This window comes from Paenibacillus sp. FSL H8-0315 (assembly GCF_038005365.1).
GTDB classification, from domain to species: domain Bacteria; phylum Bacillota; class Bacilli; order Paenibacillales; family Paenibacillaceae; genus Paenibacillus_AQ; species Paenibacillus_AQ odorifer.
In genome coordinates this window covers 23,563-46,508 of the sequence record NZ_JBBOTA010000001.1, presented here as the reverse complement: position 1 = coordinate 46,508, position 22,946 = coordinate 23,563, and the positions used below count along the sequence as shown (strand labels likewise).

At 50.4% G+C, this 22,946-nt stretch carries 7 protein-coding genes (1 of these 7 running past the window's edge); 1 reads left to right on the top strand and 6 read right to left on the bottom strand.

All coding sequences use genetic code 11. The features are described 5' to 3' along the window. Positions 1-69: 69 nt before the first annotated feature. Positions 70-1,335, bottom strand: coding sequence for a YncE family protein (locus MHB56_RS00045; protein ID WP_076302944.1), 1,266 nt, complete (start codon positions 1,333-1,335; stop codon positions 70-72). 431 nt (positions 1,336-1,766) lie between these two features. Between MHB56_RS00045 and MHB56_RS00040 the strand changes: the two genes are divergently transcribed. Then, positions 1,767-2,579: a class I SAM-dependent methyltransferase gene (locus tag MHB56_RS00040; RefSeq protein ID WP_339281041.1), complete on the top strand. Its 813-nt coding sequence runs from the start codon at positions 1,767-1,769 to the stop codon at positions 2,577-2,579. Between the two features lie 92 nt (positions 2,580-2,671). Here MHB56_RS00040 and MHB56_RS00035 read toward each other — a convergent pair whose 3' ends face one another. The 5 genes from MHB56_RS00035 to MHB56_RS00015 form a co-directional block, all read right to left on the bottom strand. Then, positions 2,672-2,863 (bottom strand): hypothetical protein, encoded by a 192-nt coding sequence (locus tag MHB56_RS00035; protein WP_076130505.1) that lies wholly within the window; start codon positions 2,861-2,863, stop codon positions 2,672-2,674. A 549-nt stretch (positions 2,864-3,412) separates the two neighbouring features. Continuing rightward, positions 3,413-4,000, bottom strand: a complete 588-nt coding sequence (locus tag MHB56_RS00030; RefSeq protein WP_076184931.1) for a DUF1349 domain-containing protein — start codon at positions 3,998-4,000, stop codon at positions 3,413-3,415. Between the two features lie 256 nt (positions 4,001-4,256). Next, positions 4,257-5,252 (bottom strand): BtrH N-terminal domain-containing protein, encoded by a 996-nt coding sequence (locus MHB56_RS00025; protein ID WP_339281040.1) that lies wholly within the window; start codon positions 5,250-5,252, stop codon positions 4,257-4,259. 32 nt (positions 5,253-5,284) lie between these two features. Next, the gene (locus MHB56_RS00020) at positions 5,285-9,001 is read right to left on the bottom strand and encodes a type I polyketide synthase (protein WP_248548623.1); all 3,717 of its coding nucleotides are present in this window, start codon (positions 8,999-9,001) and stop codon (positions 5,285-5,287) included. 96 nt (positions 9,002-9,097) lie between these two features. Further along, positions 9,098-22,946: the final stretch of a non-ribosomal peptide synthase/polyketide synthase gene (locus MHB56_RS00015; RefSeq protein WP_341143105.1), read on the bottom strand. It continues 17,333 nt past the right edge of the window; only the last 13,849 of its 31,182 coding nucleotides appear in the window; its start codon lies off the right edge, out of view; it ends in the stop codon at positions 9,098-9,100.

The window sequence follows — 22,946 nt, the reverse complement described above, 5'->3', positions numbered from 1 at the left end:
TATGATTCACCCCCTGCGGTAAGATGAAGAACAGAATTTAGAGTGTACTAAATTCTTTGTCCTTGCTTCCTACGGATTGACACCGACTGAGAACGGACGTGCACCTACAGGAATAACACTAATCACAGTCTGGGTAACCCCATCAATGACCGATACCGTGTTATCATCCTGATTGGTGATATAGATGCGATTGGTCAATGGATTAACTCCTGCACCATTAGGGTTATTCCCGACCGGAATGGTAGTAATCACCGTATTCGTTAAACCGCCAATCACCGACACATTGTCGTCATCCCGGTCTGGCACATAGATGGCATTGGTTGATATGTTCACTCCCAATTCAGCCGGAGTCGTTCCTACAGGCAAGTTAGTTATCACAGTATTGCTGGCTCCATCAATGACTGAAACGGTGTTACTGGTAAAGTTCGAGACATAAATCCGGTTCGTTAAGGGATCAACGCCCACCCGAAATGGATTAACCTGAACGGGAATCTGCGTAATAACCATATTCGTAGACCCGTCAATGACGGTAACAATATCCGAGTTGAATTCAGCTACATAAATAGTATTGGTTAAGGAATTCACGCCGATCCCCGTTGGAAAAGGAGAACCGCCGGCGGGAATAATGGTAGTCACCACTGTGTTGGTTAATCCGTCAATGACAGTAACACTATTATCATTAAAGTTAGCAACATAGATAGCATTGGTAGCAGTATTGACCGCGACAGCACCTGCTCCATCCCCGGCAGGAATGGTAGCCAGCACCGTATTGGTCGCTCCGTCGATAACGGATACGTTGTCGCTGTTCAAATTAGCAACATAAATACGATTAGTTAACGGGTTTATGGCTACTCCCGCAGGATTCACACCTACAGGGATGACTACTATCACCGCACCTGTTGCCCCGTTGATCACAGAAACATCATTGCTATTGAAATTGGAAACATAGATGCGGTTAACGGAGCCTGTGGCTCCCCCATTTTCAGTTCCCAGCAGCTCAGATGATACAAGCCGGTGGGCGGTAACCAACTCCCCGTCTGTATTTTTGCCCCACATGGAAATTTCCGTCTGTAATTCTGCAAGACCTTCCGTTGTAAAGACAAACTCATAGGCATCCAGATTGGCAAAGTAATTTCTTGTAATCACCTCGTCTGGAGAAATAGTAACAAGCTCGCTTACATACAAGGTCCTTGTGAGGGTTAAATTGTACCCTTGGATCAGAATTGCGGACTGATTTAACGCATCCCGGTTATCAATCTTGACCGTCACCTGTTCAGTAGGTCTGAAACCGCTCACAGCGCTATTATCAATAGGTCCTGATGATAGAATGGCCATTCTAGTGAATCCTCCCTTAATTAAAGATTTAATATAAACTACCAGTCTCTCTTTAATGTATGTAAGAACTGTAGTCGGGATTGGACTATACAATAGCTAGAATTAAATTATAGCTTGACTGCCTATTTATCTAGGAAAGGTGTGTGCGAGTCCAGTTGCATGCCTAGAGCAGCATGAAAAACTGATCCTTCTCGTAAATTAAAATATCGTAACATTCATACTTATTCTGGCTCCCCCTGCGAGTGATAAACAGAAATTCATGCTTTATTTCACAATTGGAAATTTTGGATGGATATGTTCATGGAAAAATGGTAGATTATTCTATGGTTAATCCCTCAGCTTGTTCGTGTTCGATATATATTATTGGGATTACGCGCAAGTCGGGAGATATGTTTAGGCTTATAAAATCTATATTTGGGGCGGGTGTCTGCATGGACAAAAATTCTGGTTATAGAACAAATGTTATAGGCGCTGGTGAGGTTGGCGTTGCCATCTCGGTCGATATGGATACGAACTCTATTCATGAAACAAACAGCTTATTTTGGGATACAAAAGGAAATGAAGTTTTAGGAGCTACTGCACTTCCTCTTTATGGAGCATTTGTATCGGAAGAACAATGCCAACTTTTTGGTGATGTCTCAGGGAAAAAGTTGCTGGAGATAGGCTGTGGAAGCGGTCAATCTTTGCAATATCTGGGGGAACGCAATGCATCTGAACTATGGGGTACGGATATAGCAGAGAACCAAATCGAAAAGACTAGGCAACTTTTGACGGAGCACGGTCTTTCAGCAAAATTGATCTGCTCACCTATGGAAGAAGAATGTGGCCTGCCAGAGGATTATTTTGACTTTGTATATTCGGTTTATGCCATAGGCTGGACAACTGACCTTGAGGGTACTTTTAGCCGGATTGCTTCTTACCTTAAAAAAGATGGATCATTTATTTTCAGCTGGTCTCACCCTATACACAAATGTGTTGTTGCAGAAAATGATATGCTTGTTTTTAAAAAATGTTATTTCGATGAATCTTGGTATTCAGTATCTCTTGATGAAAGTACGCTAACTTTATCGGATCGTAAATTATCAACTTATGTGAATGCGCTATCTAAAGCTGGATTTGTTATTGAGCAAATGATTGAGCAATCTGATGATGAACTTATGCAGTCGCGGGACGATAAAAGCGATTTTGCAAAAAAAGCAAAGATGCTTCCTGTAACTTTTGTAATTAAAGCAAGAAAACTCTAGCATCCGATACCTATTGAACAACCTTACAACGTAAAAATTATTTTTCTAAGCCGATCCAGAAAAGGATCGGCTTATTTGATAGCTTTTTAAGATCAATCTTGTCTGTTCTCAACAGATTTCATGCGGTTTTGATCATCTGGCACTCGGTCATTACTGAATTCCTGGCCTGCTTCTGCTTCACCATGACCGGAAGCACTTCGGGCAAAATTTGTGAACTGCCTCTTCTGCTCATCCAGCTTGTGTTTACTTTTAAGAAGCTCCTGCGGATCTTGATTTGTCATCATTATCACCTCCCAAAATAGATTCATGCTGTTTATTCGCACTACATAAGTTTTCCATAATAGGGCGGTGCTTATGCAAGATAAAAAAACTCCTGCTCACCATAAGCAGAAGTTTCTAAATGAAGTTCTAGTTAACGAAAAATATCAATTATTTTATACAAAACAAGGTATTCCAAAACAACAATCCCACCGCAAATGAGTATAAAAAACTGAAGCCTTGCCGTATTCATTCTATCCTTCCAATACTCTCCCCGGAATAATGAAATGATGTTAGGTGTAAAAGTATGCCTAATCGATTCGCTATAATCATCTTTATTCACGAAGAACACGCGAAATAAAAATTTATATACTGGAATATTTAAGAACAGTAATAAAATGATCATCACAAGACTCAATCTCCTCGCCTCCCAAGATCCAATTATCCTAATTTTACCACATGGATAACTATAGAAATCGGAAACTGATGACAACTTTATAACCACTCCATTAAAAAAAGACCTTCCTTTTAGGAAGGCCCTTTTGAGTAATATTCACTTTCAGCTGCGTAAACGACTATTTATGCTCCAACCACTTGCACTCTGTAATTTCCATTTCGGTGAAAACACCTTTAAATGAAGAATTCTCTGGGCTACAAGCATATAAGCCAAAATTTATTTCCTCATTCCCTTCAAACAAATGAAAAATACGCATCTGTTCAAATATAGTCCCGTCCAAAGAGCTTTCAATACAGAAATCACTTTCGCGTCGACTTAGTCTATAATACATAGTTTTAATGTTTGCATCGATATCAGTTGTTGCCCAATCTGAATATCCGTGATTTGTAACCACACTTCCAAGTCTTTGGAATTCCTCATTTTCATATTCTACCGATGCCTTGAACCAATTATCACTGTCCTGATAGATGACTATCCCACACTGCTCGTATCTATGTGTACTATCATAATCTGTTCTTACTATAAATGAAAAATACTTCTCAGCAGTTTTCATTAACAGTGCAGGTGAATTATCATTTCTAAAACCATAATAGGTTCGTTGCCAAAAATCTGTATTCGGCATCGTTACAAATTCAATCCTGTTTTCTGTAATAGAATAATCATTGATTGGATTTATCCAAAAAAGCTGTTCTTTATCAAAGTTCATTGCTCTACTCCTCACTTCAATATGGTTACAAATTTATGGCGCTGAAATTCGTATAAACCTATGCTTACCCAATAAGTCCGCGTGGATCCTCCCATAATTCTGTTCATGTCTTGGAAACATTTCTGTAACAATCCCTTCCCGATTGGTTACGGCTTCGGACAGAGGAGATTCTTTTTCTTCAACACTAATAACCATTCAAATTCTTTCAAACTCGGATGCTCGATATGATCCTAAAGCTTGTGTCACGAGTTTAAGCCTATATTTTTGAACAATAGTTTGCGTAGAACTCTAACTCTGCTTCGTAAATATTGTTCATTCGATCCGGCAGATCGGAAAAGCGTTCAACTTCAAAATGATTGGAATAAACATACTTGGCTACTATACCTCTTATTATGCTCCATTCATTGATAATATTTAGTAGAATGGCACAATAGGGCTCCTGCTCCATCTGTAAAAGCTTAAGCTTGTAATGCTCTGCTTGTTTTGCTAATATGAGCGAATTCAGCTTATCCAGTTGCTTTACAGCAAATTCTATAGATATGGGCGCTTGCTGCATCAACCTCCCGTACAACTGCTCTGTAACTTCCAGCAGATTGTCTAATCCTTCAGTAATTGCATCCATGTTTATCCTGATTAGTTCTTGGTAGGTTTCAACTTCGCCCTTGTATATCGTCGAAACATCTTGCTTCATCTTGTAAAATTCATAGTAAGAATCTATCTTCTTTTGACCTTTATTGAATTCATTATCAAATCCAATAAACGCTCGCTCTAAATCCTCCATCATGATTGTTTTTTTACCATAGGACAGGTTTTCCGTCTGCAAATGTTCAACAATATGAAATTGGCTGCTAACATCATCATATCCATGAACTAAGATGGTGTGAGGCAAGTGCTTCTTTTGAAAAGTGTCTTTGCGAATCGGCATTTCGTAGCAATCAACCCAAAGCACAACAGGCCTCTCCATGTCTATAGCACTCTTGATTCTATCAATTACCGTTTCAACAAGTTCTCTCTTCTCTACTGCGACGCCAAGCCCTGTAAGACCTTCAGAAAGGCCCGTTTTCGTCCTGTAGGAGATTCCACATAGCAGTCCTTCACCTGTGCGGGTCGCCTCATACACAATCCAATCATTAATAAGTAACGGCAAGATGCTAAGCTGAAAATGCCGTATAATCGGAAACAACGAATTATACAAGCAGCTTTGATAATATATTTCGTTAAAAGGTTCTATCGGTTCAATAATTTTGTGCATCACTTTTCCCCCGCATTCATCTAGTTACGCACTCAGTCTTCAAGCGTTGAATTAGAGTGCTCCAGTGCGCTCGCTATTTGCTCAAGCGTCCGGTCCCGTTCAATATTTAAACGATCTACCGCAACGCCATGCTTTTCCAGCTCAACTTCAACCCGGATGAGAAGCAAGGAGTGTCCTCCCAATTCGTAAAAATTGTCATTAACCATGATCACATTACGTTCGAAAAGTTCTCCCCAAATGCGTGCCAATAGATTCTCAAGTTTTGTATATTCGCCGGATTCCCTTCCAACCAGCTGAACAGCCACTAAGGACTGTTTATCCCGTAACTGACTATTGATGGTTATTTGATTCGTGTGTACAGCGTTAATTTCTCCTAGGATTACTCTAGGTCGATTCGAATTTAGGATTTGATCAAGCGCAGTCAGCGCCGAACGAGGTGTAATATGGCTGATGACGTTGTTGATTTCTTTGACGCCATAATCAACAGCCATACCAACCTCCTTCCAAGCTGGCCAATTAATAGAGCTAGCTGTCATCCCTAATCCAAATCTATAAGCGGCGAATGAATCTAGGAACCGATTGGCTGCCGTATAGTCCCCTTGACCTACTCCCCCGGTAAGCGAAGCGATCGAGGAGCATAGCACGAAAAAGTCAAGGTCATTGTCTTTCGTCAACATGTGCAGATTCCACGACCCCATTACTTTAGGAGATAGGACCGCGTCAAATTGCTCCTTGCTTCTCCTGAACAGCATGCCGTCTCCTGCGATACCTGCTGCATGAATAATACCATTAATATTTCCAAAGCTGCCTCTGATCTGCTGGATCAGAACGTTCATTTGATCGTAGTCGGAAACGTCTGCGCTGTAAGAATGTATGGAAGATCCCAGGCTTTCCATTTCCTCAATGCTCTGAATAATGCGCTTTAGTTTATGATCATCTCCCTCCTTAATTGAGCTCCATTGTTCGCGGCTTGGCAATTGCGTCCGACTTATTAGTGCAATGGAGACTTTATGTTGTCTTACCCAATGTTTGGCTACTTCCAAGCCAATCCCCCCGTGTCCTCCAGTAATGATGTAGACGCCATTGTTGCGTAAGGAGACGGCTTCAGTTTTTTCAAGCTCCGATGACTGAAGGCTTTCTATATACCTATCGCCGTTTCGGTATGCACATTCTGCCGTTTCTCTAATTGGGGCTAAGATTTGTTTAAGTGCAGAAGGATCACTAGTTACGTCCAAATCAAAGCTTCGAGTGAATAAGTACGGATATTCTTGGTGAATAACCTTTGCCATTCCGAGCATAGCGGCACCGATCGGGTTGATCTGTTTCTCATCTCCCGTCACAGAATTTGCAGATTTGGTAAGCACGGTAATCACAACTTCTTGCCTTCGCTGCTTCTTGAATAATGCTTTCGTTAAAGAAACCAAGCTGTACACGCTGCTAACGAGGCGTTCCTGCAATTCCGATGTAGAAAGCGGTAGCCGTTCTTCGAGATCAAAGGCATGAATGACATGCCCAACCTTTCCTAATTGTTCGAGCAGTAAATGGTGGTCAGAATCATTGCTCGAAATCACGTATTCACAATCAGTTACCTTTTTGTACTGGGATCCATAATAAACTTCAATAAAATCTTGGTTTTGTCTTTCCAGTAATATACTGATTTGGTTGCAAACTGGATCTGTTGTTCGAAAGAAAACCGTCTTCCCGTCAATTGGTTCCGAAGGTTTGTCATCAATGCCCTGGGCCACCCATTTCAGCTGATAATAGCAATGTTCCTCTTCTTGCTCGGATGTTGAAGTCTCTCGTCTCCCAACAGGATGTACATTCCTCTTCGGAATACTAATCCAGCATCTGTTTTTCAAATAGCTATATGTTGGCAAACTGACTTTATAATAAGAATGTTTCGGATAAAACAATTCCCAATCAATCTCTGCTCCTTGCGTATAGGCCTGAGCGAAAGCACGAAACGCCCCTCCCATATCGGATGGGTCTTTACTAAAAGTTAGCAGCAGATCTTTGGCGTGATTGGTATCAGAATCGGTCACATTTTCAGGTTTTGGCCAGATGGCTTTGTCAGTGTCGGTGTTGTGACTACCGTAATAAATATGATGCTCCTCCATCGTAAAGAATGGGGCATTAAGAAATCTTTCAAGTTGCTGAAGCAGTTCTTTTATGCTGGATGTCTTCAGCACCAAGCGGTGTGTGTAGTGGTCTCTCCCCGTATTAACGGTGTAACAGACATCCCCGACTCTATAATGGTTAGCAGAACTTGATAGGAAATTAATATATTGTTTAACATTCTCTATTAGATTAGTTTGTTCCATGCCGGATAGGGTAAAAATATGATTCAAGTTGTCAGGGGAAGCCTCAGGTCGTTCAGGAGCTTCTTCTAATATGACATGACAATTAGTTCCGCTTAGACCGAACGAACTTACTCCGCATCTTCTTTTCGAACTTGGTGAACGCTTCCACTGGATTAGCTTGTCCGCAATATAAACAGGCGAATCAATTAACGATATATTAGGATTAAGCTGTTTAAAATGTAGCATCGGAGGAATTTTTTCATGCTTTAAGGCGAGCACTACTTTAATAAAGCCTGCAATTCCTGCTGCATGATCCAAATGACCTATATTTGTTTTAACAGAACCTACGGCACAAAATTGCATTTTTGAGGTATGTCTGCGGAATGCATTTTGTATTCCCTGGATTTCGATCGGATCGCCTAGCTTTGTTCCTGTTCCATGAGCTTCCAGGTATGAAATGGATTCTGGATTGATTCCTGCATCTTGCCATGCGCTTAGAATAACCCGCTCTTGTGCGCTCGGATTCGGTGCGGTTAGCCCCACTGAACTGCCATCTTGATTCCATGCGCCGCCCTTAACGACCGCATAAATATGATCATGATCCAATATCGCTTGATGCAGTGGTTTCAGCAGAACAGCCGCGACTCCCTCCCCAGAATTTGTTCCATCAGAATTTGCGTCGAATGTTCGCGTATACCCGTCTGATGATTCGATTCCCATTTTGTAATTATTCGACTGACTGGCCGGTAACATATTAATTTTGACGCTTCCCGCTATAGCAGTATTGCATTCGCCTGCGCGAATGGAACGACATGCCAGATGAAGAGCGGATAAAGATGAAGAGCATGCGGTATCCACCACACTGCTGGGTCCTTTAAAATCAAATATATAGGAAATCCTACCTGCAATAATCGATTTTAAATTACCTGAAGTTGTTAGACCTACAAGCTCCGGAGCGGACATTTGCGCAAATGTTTTGTATTCAATTGGCCCTTCGCTAGAAAGTCCGACGAACACTCCGGTTTCGCTGCCATGCAATCCCCTTCCCCCGTAACCTGCATCCTCCATAGCAGCATAGACAGTCTCTAGAAAGAGACGTTGGTTCGGATCCATTAATTGAGCCTCAATGGCCGGTATAGAAAAAAACTTATAATCAAACGTGTCGATGTTGCCAAGATAAGTAGACTTCATGAATTTCTGAGGAGCGGGAGCGATGCCTAATTGTTTTAGCGCGTCTGTTATATCTTTTTTACGTGTTCGTGGCAGATCTTCAATCAAACATTTCCCGTCAACTAAAAAACCCCAAAATTCATTCATGTTTCTTGCTCTACCAATCTGACAAGATACACCAATCACTGCAATATCTTTACTTGAGATTTGTTCAAACTTGATATTTTCGTTAGTTAAGAGCACGTCAGAAGTATCGAAATCGACCAGTCTTTTTTTCATATATCCTCCTCTAATATGAAACCGCTCCTAATGGGTGATTGGTAAGATAAAGGAGAAGGACATCTGCTTGCCTTCTCCTCTCTCCTACACTTAACTTTACATCTCTAGCAGACCTATCTTTTTTTCACATTGTTCAAGCATTTTTGTCAGTAAGCTTACGAATTGGCGAAGCAGCGTCTCTACAGACGCTTGTAAAATGCGGCCCTGGTTGTGCTCACATGTAAAGGCAAGGGCATGACCATCCTCTACACATTGGAGCACTAGATCGAACTGTTTTGCAAAGCCTGCCGGTAACGAGACAGCGCCTGCAAAAGCACAAAGTATTTGGTCTTCACGCGGCTCATAAGCGGTGTACTTCACCTTGTCCCAATGAAAATGTCCTCCATCTCTCGTTTTCAGGTATCTGTCTACTGTTGTAAAGACTTCTCTCAACTCTGCAGCTTCGCGGAACGAAACCTCAACTTGACATAAAACGTCGTCATTTAGTAAGCAAGGTAAAGTTACCTCATCTGTCTGTGCGTATTCCGACATCAAAAATGCAAAAGCAGTCATCAGAATAGATACCTTTAGAACACTGTAGTGATCCGAAATCCGTTCCAAGCTTTGACTCGTTCGCTTCGAAAGCTCAAAAAGCAATACATCGCCTGGAATGTAGTCACCCTGGTCGAGCATATCCGACGTTGGGAATGTGAAGGGCTTCCATTTAAATACTTGCTTTTGCTCATAGATCGTTTCAATATGCTGAGCCAGTTGACGCACGTTCGGATTTCCGAACAAATCCGCTACAGAAAGAACGCCCGGATACTTTTGCTTTAACTTGGCATATACCTCTACAATGTGCAATGAGTTTCCGCCAACATGGAAGAAATGATCCGTAACCCCAATATCGTCTTGGTTAAGGACCGCTTGCCACACTTTCAAAATTTCAGACTCAATCTCAGTAGCAGGCGGCAGTATTTCTCCTTTATTTTGCATGGCCAGATTTGGAACAGGTAGAAAATTTCGATTCACTTTTCCGTTATTGTTGAGTGGAATGTTCTCCATTTCAACAAAATACGAAGGGATCATATAATCCGGCAAATACTGAGACAGGTAAGCACGTATTTGAGCCGCTGTTAGCGGCATACTGCATACTAGATAAGCGCATAGATACGCTTGACCTTGTTCCTTTTCGCGGGCAATAACCACCGCTTCGCAGATGTTTGCGTGCGCCATGAGCCGCGCCTCGATCTCCCCGCATTCGATCCGGTAGCCGCGAATCTTTACCTGATGGTCGATCCGGCCCAAGTACTCAATGTTACCGTCCGGTAACCATCTCGCCAAATCCCCGGTCCGATACATCTTAGTACCCGTCTCAAATGGGTTATCCACGAACTTCTCCGCCGTCAGCTCCGGCCGGTTCCAGTAACCACGTGCCAAGCCATCGCCCGCGATACACAGTTCACCTGCGACGCCGATCGGCTGAAATTGCCAGTTGTCGCTCACAATGTACAGTTGTGTATTATCGATCGGTTTACCGATAGGTACAACCGGTTCCATAAAGGAGGTCATGCAGTCAAAATATGCAACCTCTACCGTTGCTTCTGTTGGCCCGTAAAGGTTGTGTAGCGTCGCTTCGTGACCCTCGGTTAACTTGTAGAAGCCCGCGACGTGCTGCGGCTTTAACGCTTCGCCGCTTGCAAATACCCGGCGTAAGCTGCTAAGCTTCTCTGTTTTAAACGCTTGCCCAGCATACTCCAGGAAGACGCTCAGCATCGACGGCACAAAGTGCATTGCCGTCACGCGATACCGCTCAATTGTTTCAGCTAGCACAGCGGGATCTTTCTCTCCCTGTGGTGGAAGCATGCAGACTCGGGCCCCTGTCATTCCCCATAGAAATAGCTCCCATACGGAAACATCGAACGTGATCGGCGTCTTCTGCAGAATGACGTCCTGTTCCCCAATCGGGTAGCGCTTTTGCATCCATTGCAGGCGGTTGATGACCGAGCGATGCTCAATCATGACCCCTTTCGGGTTGCCTGTTGTACCCGAGGTATAAATTACATACGCCAAACACCGGGAGTCTATCGTTAGCGGCGGATTGGCCTCGAGTTGCGCTTGTCCCCTCTCCGTCAACTCGAGCACCGAACCCTCGAATCCACATGGATCCAGGCCCGGCTGAATCAGAAGCACCTCCGCGCCGCTGTCCGTCAGCATATACCGGATACGCTCGGCAGGCAGTGCCGGTTCGATCGGCAAGTAGGCTCCGCCAGCCTTCAGGATGGCGTAAAGCCCTACCATCAGCTCCAGCGAGCGTTCCGCCAGGATGGCCACGATGCGATCCGGTCCCACACCCTGTTCGCGCAGCGTCCAAGCCAGCTGATTCGCCCGCTTGTTCAGCTCCGCATAGGTCAGTTGTCGGTCCTCGTATACGACCGCCACCGCGTTCGGTGTCTTCTCAACTTGGGCCTCGAACAGCCCATGGATCGTCGCTTCCCGTGGATACGCTGCCGCCGTGTCGTTAAACGCGTAGAGCAGCAACTGCTTCTCCTCTGGCGTTATAAATTGCAAAGAAGCTATGCTTGCGTCCGTTCGTTCGGTAATTTGAGTCAACAGTTGTACAAAGTGAGACAATAGACGCTCAACCGTAGACGCATTGAACAAGGCGCGACTATATTCCAGTGTCATGTGAAGACCTTGATTGACTTCCACGACATTCAGCGTCAAATCAAACTTCGTCACCGGATGGCTCAGCTCGACCGGACGAACGTCAACGTCCGCTAGGCTAAAGCGTGTCTGCTCCATATTTTGCAGCACCAGCATCGTGTCAAACAGCGGGTTGCGGCTCCTATCGCGGCGCACGTTCAGCTTCTCCACCAGTTCTTCGAACGGATAGTCCTGGTGTTCAAACGCTGCCAGCGTCCGCGCCTTCACCTCGCGCACGAAGTCAATAAACCGCTTGTCCCCGGACGGAGCGTTGCGCAGCGCCAGCGTGTTCACGAACATCCCGATCATTGGCTCCGTGTCCGCATGCGTTCTCCCCGACACCGGCGTACCCACCACAATGTCGGTCTGCCCCGTGTACTTGTGTAGCCACACGTTATAGGCTGCAAGCAGCACCATGTACAGCGTCGATCCCGTCTCTGCCGCGATTCGTTTAAGGGCCTCTGCAGTCTTGGCGCTCACCGAGGTGTATACCTTTCCGCCCTCGCTACTTGGTACCGCCGGACGCGTATGGTCGGTCGGCAGCTCCAGCACTGGTGCTTCCTCCGCATAGGTGGACAGCCAGTACGCCTCATTCGTTTGCATCCGCTCAACCTCGAGCGCGCCTTGCTGCCAGACCGCGTAGTCCTTGTACTGAATTCGCAGCGGTGGCAGCTCCTCGCCGGCATACGCCGTCATGAAGTCCGACAGCAGGATGTTCATCGATACGCCGTCCGACACAATATGATGCATGTCCCACAGCAGCCAATAACGGTCCTCCGCTAGACGCAGCAGCTCGGCGCGCAGTAGCGGTGCTTGGTCAAGTGCGAACGGACGCACGAAGTTCCGTGTCAACGCCCGCGCATGCGCTTCATCTGTATCTTGGTAAACCCATTCCAACGACACGTCTTCGTGTATCTGTTGTCTCGGTTCACCGTCTATCCATGTAAACGAAGTGCGCAGCGATTCGTGACGGGTGATGACCGAGCGAATCGCTTGCTCCAGCCGATCCGCGTCCACCTTCCCTACCAGTTCCACGATGCCCGGCATGTTGTAACGCGTGCTCTCCGGCTCCAGCTCATGCAGCACATACAACCGCCGCTGCGCCGACGACAGCGCATACGATGCCTGTGGCTCTGCCGGCTCAATCCGGCCGTAGTCGCTAGGATCCATGCTGCGCACATATTCCGCCAACGCCTTCACCGTCGGTCGCGCGAACAGCTCCCGCAGCGGCAACTCCACCGCCAGCTGCTGATGGATGCGCGACACCAGCGTCACGGCCTTCAGCGAATGACCGCCGCGCTCGAAGAACGAATCGCTGATGCCGATCGTACCCCCGCCCAGTGCCTCCGCGAACAACGTCGTCAATTGCGCCTCCATCTCATCTCGAGGCGCTTCATAGGCTTCGGTGTAAGCCTCCCGATCCGGCGCAGGCAGCGCCTTGTGGTCTACCTTGCCGTTGTTGTTCAGCGGAATGTTCTCCAATTCAACAAAATAGGACGGAATCATGTACTCCGGCAGCTGTGCCGCCAAATGCGCACGTAGTTCCGGAACGGGAACAGCTTCACCGCTCACGATATACGCACACAAGTGCGCCTGCCCCTTTTCCTCTTCCCGGGCAATGACTACCGCTTCGCGGATGTCAACGTGCGCCATGAGCCGCGCCTCGATCTCCCCGCATTCGATCCGGTAGCCGCGGATCTTCACCTGATGGTCAATCCGGCCCAAGTATTCGAGGTTGCCGTCCGGCAGCCATCTTGCCAAATCACCGGTCCGGTACATCCGTGTACCTGGTTCAAAAGGATTGTCCACGAACTTCTCCGCCGTCAGTTCCGGCCGGTTCCAGTAACCACGGGCTAAGCCATCGCCAGCGATACACAGCTCACCTGCAACACCGATCGGCTGCAACTGCCAGTTGTCGCTCAAAATATACAGCTGTGTATTGGCGATCGGACCCCCGATGCTCACCGTCTGATCATTGGTTACTTCCCGCATCGCGGACCAAATCGTCGTCTCGGTCGGACCGTACATATTAAACAGCGCGGCCTTCGATTTGCTTTGCAGCACCGCCAGCAGATCGTCCGTCCAAGCCTCTCCTCCAATCAACATTTCCGTGACGCTTTCCAGCCACCCATCGTTGCCTGCAGACAGCAGCATCTTCAACCGGGAAGGCGTCATCTGCACCACGTCGATATGCTGGCGCTCGATCAGCGCCGCCAGCTGCTGAGGCTCCTTCTGCTGCTCTTCATTCGCTGCCACGACCCGCATGCCTTGCGTCAACGCCAGCAGTGTTTCCACCACCGAGATGTCGAACGCCAGCGTGGTCGCAAATAACATCGACTTCGCTGGGGCGAACGGAATCGCTTGCCTCATCCCTGCGATAAAGTTCACCACCGAGCGGTGCTCGATCATGACTCCTTTCGGGTTCCCTGTTGTGCCCGAGGTGTAGATCATATAGGCCAAATCGTTCGACGTTGCATTAAGCGTGAGGTTTGCTTCTGACGGTGCTTGTTCAGATTCTGCCAGGTCCAGCACCGTGCCTTCGAATCCGCACGGATCTAGACTAGGCTGAATCAGCAGCACCTTCGCCCCACTGTCCGCTAGCATATACCGGATACGTTCGGCAGGCAGCGACGGATCGATTGGCAAGTACGCCCCACCGGCCTTCAGGATGCCGAGTACCCCGATAACCATCTCCAGCGAGCGTTCCGCCAGGATGGCCACGATGCGATCCGGACCCACACCCTGCTCGCGCAGCGTCCAAGCCAGCTGATTCGTCCGCGCATTCAGCTCCGCATAAGTCAGTTGCTGGTCCTCGTACACGACCGCTACCGCATTCGGCGTCTTCTCAACTTGCGCCTCGAACAGCTCATGGATCGTCGCTTCCCGTGGATAGTCCGCCGCCGTGTCATTGAAAGCGTGCAGCAGTTGCTTCTCCTCCGGCGTTACCAGTTGCAGAGAAGCTATGCTTGCGTCTGTTCGTTCGGTAATTTGAGTCAACAGTTGTACAAAGTGAGACAATAGACGCTCAACCGTAGACGCATTGAACAAGGCGCGACTATATTCCAGCGTCATGTGAAGACTTTGATTGACTTCGACGACGTTTAGCGTCAAGTCAAACTTCGTCACCGGATGGCTCAGCTCGACCGGACGAATGTCAACGTCTGCCAGATCAGAGCTTACCTGCTCCATATTTTGCAATATTAGCATCGTGTCAAACAGCGGGTTTCGGCTCCTATCGCGGCGCACGTTCAGCTTCTCCACCAGTTCTTCGAACGGATAGTCCTGATGTTCAAACGCTGCCAGCGTCCGCGCCTTCACCTCGTGCACGAAGTCGATAAATCGCTTGTCCCCGGATGGAGCGTTGCGCAGCGCCAGCGTGTTCACGAACATCCCGATCATCGGCTCCGTGTCCGCATGTGTGCGCCCCGACACCGGCGTACCCACCACGATGTCGCTCTGCCCCGTGTACTTGTGTAGCCACACGTTATAGGCTGCAAGCAGTACCATGTAAAGCGTCGATCCCGTCTTCGCTGCGACTTTCTTCAGCCCTTCGGCCACGTCAGCGTTAAGCTCCGCATGAACACGTCCGCCCTCGCTGCTTGGTACCGCAGGACGCACTCGGTCGGTCGGCAGCTCCAGCACCGGTGCTTCCTCCGTAAAGGCGGACAGCCAGTACGCCTCGTGCGCTTCCATCTGCTCGGCCTCGAGCGTGCCTTGCTGCCAGACTGCATAATCCTTGTACTGAATCCGCAGTGGCGGCAGCTCCGCGCCGGCATACGCCGTCATGAAGTCCGACAGCAGGATGTTCATCGATACGCCGTCCGACACAATATGATGCATGTCCCACAGCAGCCAATGGCGGTCCTCCGCTAGACGCAGCAGCCCAGCGCGCAGTAGCGGCGCTTGGTCAAGTGCGAACGGACGCACGAAGTCCCGTGTCAACGCCCGCGCATGCTCTTCATGCGTATCTTGGTAAACCCATTCCAACGACACGTCTTCGTGTATCTGTTGTCTCGGTTCGCCGTCTACCCATGTGAACGACGTGCGTAGCGATTCGTGACGGGTAATGACTGAACGAATCGCTTGCTCCAGCCGATCCGCGTCCACCTTCCCTACCAGTTCCACGACGCCCGGCATGTTGTAACGCGTGCTCTCTGGCTCCAGCTCATGCAGCACATACAACCGCCGCTGCGCCGACGACAGCGCATACGATGCCTGTGGCTCTGCCGGCTCAATCCGGCCGTAGTCGCTAGGATCCATGCTGCGCACATATTCCGCCAGCGCCTTCACCGTCGGTCGCGCGAACAGCTCCCGCAGCGGCAAATCCACCGACAGCTGCTGATGAATGCGCGACACCAGCGTTACGGCCTTCAGCGAATGACCACCGCGCTCGAAAAACGAGTCGCCGATGCTGAACGAGCCCGTGCCCAGCACCTCCGCGAACAGCTCCGCCAATTGCGCCTCCAGCGCATCCCGCGGCGCTTCATAGGCTTCTATGCCTGCATTTAAATCCGGCGCAGGCAGCGCCTTACGGTCTACCTTGCCGTTGTTGTTCAGCGGAATGTTCTCCAATTCAACAAAATAGGACGGGATCATATACTCCGGCAAATACCGAGCTAGGTGAGCATGTATTTGAGATGCTGTCAGCGGCATGCTGCATACCAGATAAGCGCATAGATACGCCTGCCCTTGCTCATCATTCCGAGACAATACGACCGCTTGGCGGATGTATTCATGCTCTTTCAGACAAACTTCAATCTCCCCACATTCGATGCGATACCCACGGATCTTGACTTGATGATCCATTCGACCCATATAGATAAGGTTGCCATCCGGCTGCCACCTTGCCAAATCCCCAGTCCGATACATCAGCGTACCCGGATCGAACGGGTTATCTACATATTTTTCCGTAGTCAGTTCAGGCTGATTAATATAACCGCGTCCCACGCCATCGCCTGCTATACAAAGCTCTCCCGCTACGCCAATGGGTTGCAATTGGCCGTTTGGATCTACGACGTAGAACCGCATATTGGCGTTGGGACTTCCGATCGTCACTGTTTTATCTGCGGTGACGTCTCGCAGCATCGACCAGACCGTCGTTTCTGTCGGCCCATACATGTTATATATCGCCGCAGAAGACCGTGATTGCAATTGATTCAGTAGATCCTCTGTCAGCGCTTCTCCGCCAACCATAATGTCGCTCACGCTCTCCAACCAAGAATCGGAACCAACAGCCAATAGCGTATGAAGTCTAGATGGTGTCGCCTGCAGCATGGCGATCCGATGTCGCTTAATCAGTTCCGTTAATTGCTGCGGATCCCTCTGCTGATCCTTGGTCGCGACAATGATGCGCATGCCCCGGGTTAACGCCAGTAACGTTTCAACAACCGAGATGTCGAAAGACAACGTGGCCGCGAATAGAATCGATTTGGTCGGCACGAACGCAATTCTCGTTGTCATGCCAAACAGAAAATTGACGGCGGAGCGATGCTCGATCATTACGCCTTTCGGCTGGCCGGTCGTCCCCGATGTGTAAAGCACATAAGCCAAATGGTGTGGCATCACTGTAATGGCAGGGTTCGTTTCAAGCCGATCTCCGATTTCGGTATCCTCAAAATCCAGAATGCATCCTTGAAACGCATACGTTTCTGAACCGTGATGACGCAGCAGTACACTTGCGCCGCTGTCCTTAAGCATGGACCGAATGCGTTCAAACGGCAAAATCGGATCGATTGGCAAATATGCACCGCCGGCCTTCGATATCGCCAATAGGCCAATGATCATTTCCAATGAACGCTCAGCAGCAATTCCGACTACCGTATCCGCTTGAATACCTTTGTCATGCAGCGTCCAAGCCAGCTGATTCGCCCGCGCATTCAACTCTGCATATGTCAATTGTTTGTAGCCGCATATAACCGCCACCGCGTTCGGCGTCTTCTCGACTTGCGCCTCGAACAGCTCATGGATCGTCGCTTCCCGTGGATAGTCCGCCGCCGTGTCATTGAACGCGTGCAGCAGTTGCTTCTCCTCCGGCGTTACCAGTTGCAGAGAAGCTATGCTTGCGTCTGTTCGTTCGGTAATTTGAGTCAACAGTTGTACAAAGTGAGACAATTGCCGCTCAACCGTAGACGCATTGAACAAGGCTCGACTATATTCCAGCGTCATGTGAAGGCCTTGATTGACTTCCACGACATTCAGCGTCAAGTCAAACTTCGTCACCGGATGGCTTAGCTCGACCGAACGAACCTCAACCTCAGCCAAACCAAAGCGCGTCTGCTCCATATTTTGCAATATCAGCATCGTGTCGAACAGCGGGTTTCGGCTCCTATCGCGGCGCACGTTCAGCTTCTCCACCAGTTCTTCGAACGGATAGTCCTGATGTTCAAACGCTGCCAGCGTCCGCGCCTTCACCTCGTGCACGAAGTCGATAAATCGCTTGTCCCCGGATGGAGCGTTGCGCAGCGCCAGCGTGTTCACGAACATCCCGATCATCGGCTCCGTGTCCGCATGTGTGCGCCCCGACACCGGCGTACCGACCACGATGTCGCTCTGCCCCGTGTACTTGTGTAGCCACACGTTGTAGGCTGCGAGCAGCACCATGTACAGCGTCGATCCCGTCTCTGCCGCGATTCGTTTAAGGGCCTCTACAGTCTTGGCGCTCACTGAGGTGTATACCTTTCCGCCCTCGCTGCTTGGTACCGCCGGACGCGTATGGTCAGTCGGCAGCTCTAGCACTGGCGCTTCCTCCGCATAGGCGGACAGCCAGTACGCCTCGTGCGCTTGCATCCGCTCGACCTCGAGCGTGCCTTGCTGCCAGACCGCGTAATCTTTGTACTGAATCCCCAGCGGCGGCAGCTCCGCGCCGGCATACGCCGTCATGAAGTCCGACAGCAGGATGTTCATCGATACGCCGTCCGACACAATATGATGCATGTCCCACAGCAGCCAATAACGGTCCTCCGCTAGACGCAGCAGCTCGGCGCGCAGTAGCGGTGCTTGGTCAAGTGCGAACGGACGCACGAAGTCCCGTGTCAACGCCCACGCATGCGCTTCATCTGTATCTTGGTAAACCCATTCCAACGACACGACTTCGTGTATCTGTTGTCTCGGTTCACCGTCTATCCATGTAAACGAAGTGCGCAGCGATTCGTGACGGGTGATGACCGAGCGAATCGCTTGCTCCAGCCGATCCGCGTCCACCTTCCCTACCAGTTCCACGACGCCCGGCATGTTGTAACGCGTGCTCTCCGGCTCCAGCTCATGCAGCACATACAACCGCCGCTGCGCCGACGACAGCGCATACGATGCCTGTGGCTCTGCCGGCTCAATCCGGCCGTAGTCGCTAGGATCCATGCTGCGCACATATTCCGCCAACGCCTTCACCGTCGGTCGCGCGAACAGCTCCCGCAGCGGCAACTCCACCGCCAGCTGCTGATGGATGCGCGACACCAGCGTCACGGCCTTCAGCGAATGACCGCCGCGCTCGAAGAACGAGTCGCCGATGCCAATCGCGCCCGTGACCAACACCTCCGCGAACAGCGTCGCCAATTGCGCCTCCAGCGCATCCCGTGGCGCTTCATAGGCTTCGGTGTAAGCCTCCCGTTCTGGTGCCGGCAGCGCTTTACGGTCTACCTTGCCATTGTTGTTCAGTGGCAGCTTCTCCAGCTCCACGAAGTGCGACGGAATCATGTACTCCGGCAGCTGTACGGCCAGATGCGCACGTAGCTCCGGAACGGGAACAGCTTCGTCGCTCACGATATACGCGCATAAATACGTCTGCCTTTGCTCCTCTTCACGGGCAATAACCACTGCTTCGCGGATGTGCTCTTGCGTCATGAGCCGCGTTTCGATCTCCCCGCATTCGATCCGGTAGCCGCGGATCTTCACCTGATGATCAATCCGGCCCAAGTACTCGAGGTTGCCGTCCGGCAGCCATCTCGCCAAATCACCGGTCCGGTACATCCGTGTACCTGGTTCAAAAGGATTGTCCACGAACTTCTCCGCCGTCAGTTCCGGCCGGTTCCAGTAACCACGGGCTAAGCCATCGCCAGCGATACACAGCTCACCTGCAACACCGATCGGCTGCAACTGCCAGTTGTCGCTCAAAATATACAGCTGTGTATTGGCGATCGGACCCCCGATGCTCACCGTCTGATCATTGGTTACTTCCCGCATCGCGGACCAAATCGTCGTCTCGGTCGGACCGTACATATTAAACAGCGCGGCCTTCGATTTGCTTTGCAGCACCGCCAGCAGATCGTCCGTCCAAGCCTCTCCTCCAATCAACATTTCCGTGACGCTTTCCAGCCACCCATCGTTGCCTGCAGACAGCAGCATCTTCAACCGGGAAGGCGTCATCTGAACCACGTCGATATGCTGGCGCTCGATCAGCGCCGCCAGCTGCTGAGGCTCCTTCTGCTGCTCTTCATTCGCTGCCACGACCCGCATACCTTGCGTCAACGCAAGCAGTGTTTCCACCACCGAGATGTCGAACGACAGCGTGGTCGCAAATAACATCGACTTCGCTGGGGCGAACGGAATCGCTTGCCTCATCCCTGCGATGAAGTTCACCACCGAGCGGTGCTCGATCATGACTCCTTTCGGGTTCCCAGTCGTACCCGAGGTGTAAATTACATAAGCCAAACGCCGAGAGTCTATCGTTAGCGGCGGATGGGCCTCGAGTTGCGCTTGTCCCCTTTCCGTCAACTCGTGCACCGAACCCTTGAATCCACATGGATCCAGGCCCGGCTGAATCAGAAGTACCTCCGCGCCGCTGTCCGCTAGCATATACCGGATACGCTCGGCAGGCAGCGACGGATCAATTGGTAAGTAGGCTCCGCCAGCTTTCAGGATACCCAGCACCCCGACAACCATCTCCAGCGAGCGTTCCGCCAGGATGGCCACGATGCGATCTGGTCCCACACCCTGTTCGCGCAGCGTCCAAGCCAGCTGATTCGTCCGCGCATTCAGCTCCGCATAAGTTAGCTGCCGGTCTTCGTACACAACCGCAACTGCGTTCGGTGTCTTCTCAACTTGGGCCTCGAACAGCCCATGGATCGTCGCTTCCCGTGGATAGTCCGCCGCCGTGTCATTGAACGCGTGCAACTGCTTCTTCTCCTCTGGTGTTACCAGTTGTAGAGAAGCTATGCTTGCGTCCGTTCGTTTGGTAATTTGAGTCAACAGTTGTACAAAGTGAGACAATAGACACTCAACCGTAGACGCATTGAACAAGGCGCGACTATATTCCAGTGTCATGTGAAGACCTTGATTGACTTCCACGACGTTTAGCGTCAAATCAAACTTCGTCACCGGATGGCTCAGCTCGACCGAACGAACCGCAACCTCAGCCAGACCAAAGCGCGTCTGCTCCATATTTTGCAATATCAGCATCGTGTCAAACAGCGGGTTGCGGCTCCTATCGCGGCGCACGTTCAGCTTCTCCACCAGTTCTTCGAACGGATAGTCCTGGTGTTCAAACGCTGCCAGTGTCCGCGCCTTCACCTCGTGCACGAAGTCGATAAATCGCTTGTCCCCGGATGGAGCGTTGCGCAGCGCCAGCGTGTTCACGAACATCCCGATCATCGGCTCCGTGTCCGCATGTGTGCGCCCCGACACCGGCGTACCGACCACGATGTCGCTCTGCCCCGTGTACTTGTGTAGCCACACGTTATAGGCTGCAAGCAGTACCATGTACAGCGTTGATCCGGTCTTCGTTGCGACTTTCTTCAGCCCTTCGGCCACGTCCGCGCTAATCTCCGCATGAACGCGTCCGCCCTCGCTGCTTGGCACCGCCGGACGCGTATGATCGGTCGGCAACTCCAGCACCGGCGCTTCCTCCGCATAGGCGGACAGCCAGTACGCCTCATGCGCTTCCATCCGCTCAACCTCGAGCGTGCCTTGTTGCCAGACCGCATAGTCCTTGTACTGAATCCGCAGTGGCGGCAGCTCCTCGCCGGCATACGCCGTCATGAAGTCCGACAGCAAGATGTTCATCGATACGCCGTCCGACACAATATGATGCATGTCCCACAGCAGCCAATGGCGGTCCTCCGCTAGACGCAGCAGCGCAGCGCGCAGTAGCGGCGCTTGGTCAAGTGCGAACGGACGCACGAAGTCCCGTGTCAACGCCCGCGCATGCTCTTCATGCGTATCTTGGTAAACCCATTCCAACGACACGTCTTCGTGTATCTGTTGTCTCGGTTCGCCATCTACCCACGTGAACGAGGTGCGTAGCGATTCGTGACGGGTGATGACTGAGCGAATCGCTTGCTCCAGCCGGTCCACGTCCACCTTCCCTGCCAGTTCCACGACGCCCGGCATGTTGTAGCGCGTGCTTTCCGGCTCCAGCTCATGCAGCACATACAACCGCCGCTGCGCCGACGACAGCGCATACGATGCCTGTGGCTCTGCCGGCTCAATCCGACCGTAGTCGCTAGGATCCATGCTGCGCACATATTCCGCCAACGCCTTCACCGTCGGTCGCGCGAACAACTCCCGTAGCGGCAACTCCACCGCCAACTGCTGATGGATGCGCGACACCAGCGTCACGGCTTTCAGCGAATGACCGCCGCGCTCGAAGAACGAGTCGCCGATGCCGATCGTACCCCCGCCCAGTGCCTCCGCGAACAGCGTCGCCAATTGCGCCTCCAGCCCATCCCGTGGCGCTTCATAGGCTTCGGTGTAAGCCTCCCGATCCGGTGCCGGCAGCGCTTTGCGATCCAGCTTACCGTTTACTGTAAGCGGTAGTTTCTCAAGCGCGACGAAATAGGACGGAATCATGTACTCCGGCAGCTGTGCCGCCAAATGCGCACATAGCTCCGGAACGGGAATAGCTTCGTCGCTCACGATATACGCGCATAAATACGTCTGCCCTTGCTCCTCTTCACGGGCAATAACCACTGCTTGGCGGATGTGCTCTTGCGTCATGAGCCGCGTTTCGATCTCCCCGCATTCGATCCGGTAGCCGCGGATCTTCACCTGATGATCAATCCGGCCCAAGTACTCGAGGTTGCCGTCCGGCAGCCATCTCGCCAAATCACCGGTCCGGTACATCCGTGTACCTGGTTCAAAAGGATTGTCCACGAACTTCTCCGCCGTCAGTTCCGGCCGGTTCCAGTAACCACGGGCTAAGCCATCGCCAGCGATACACAGCTCACCTGCGACGCCGATCGGCTGCAACTGCCAGTTGTCGCTCGAAATATACAGCTGTGTATTGGCGATCGGTCCCCCGATGCTCACCGTCTGATCGTTGGTTACTTCC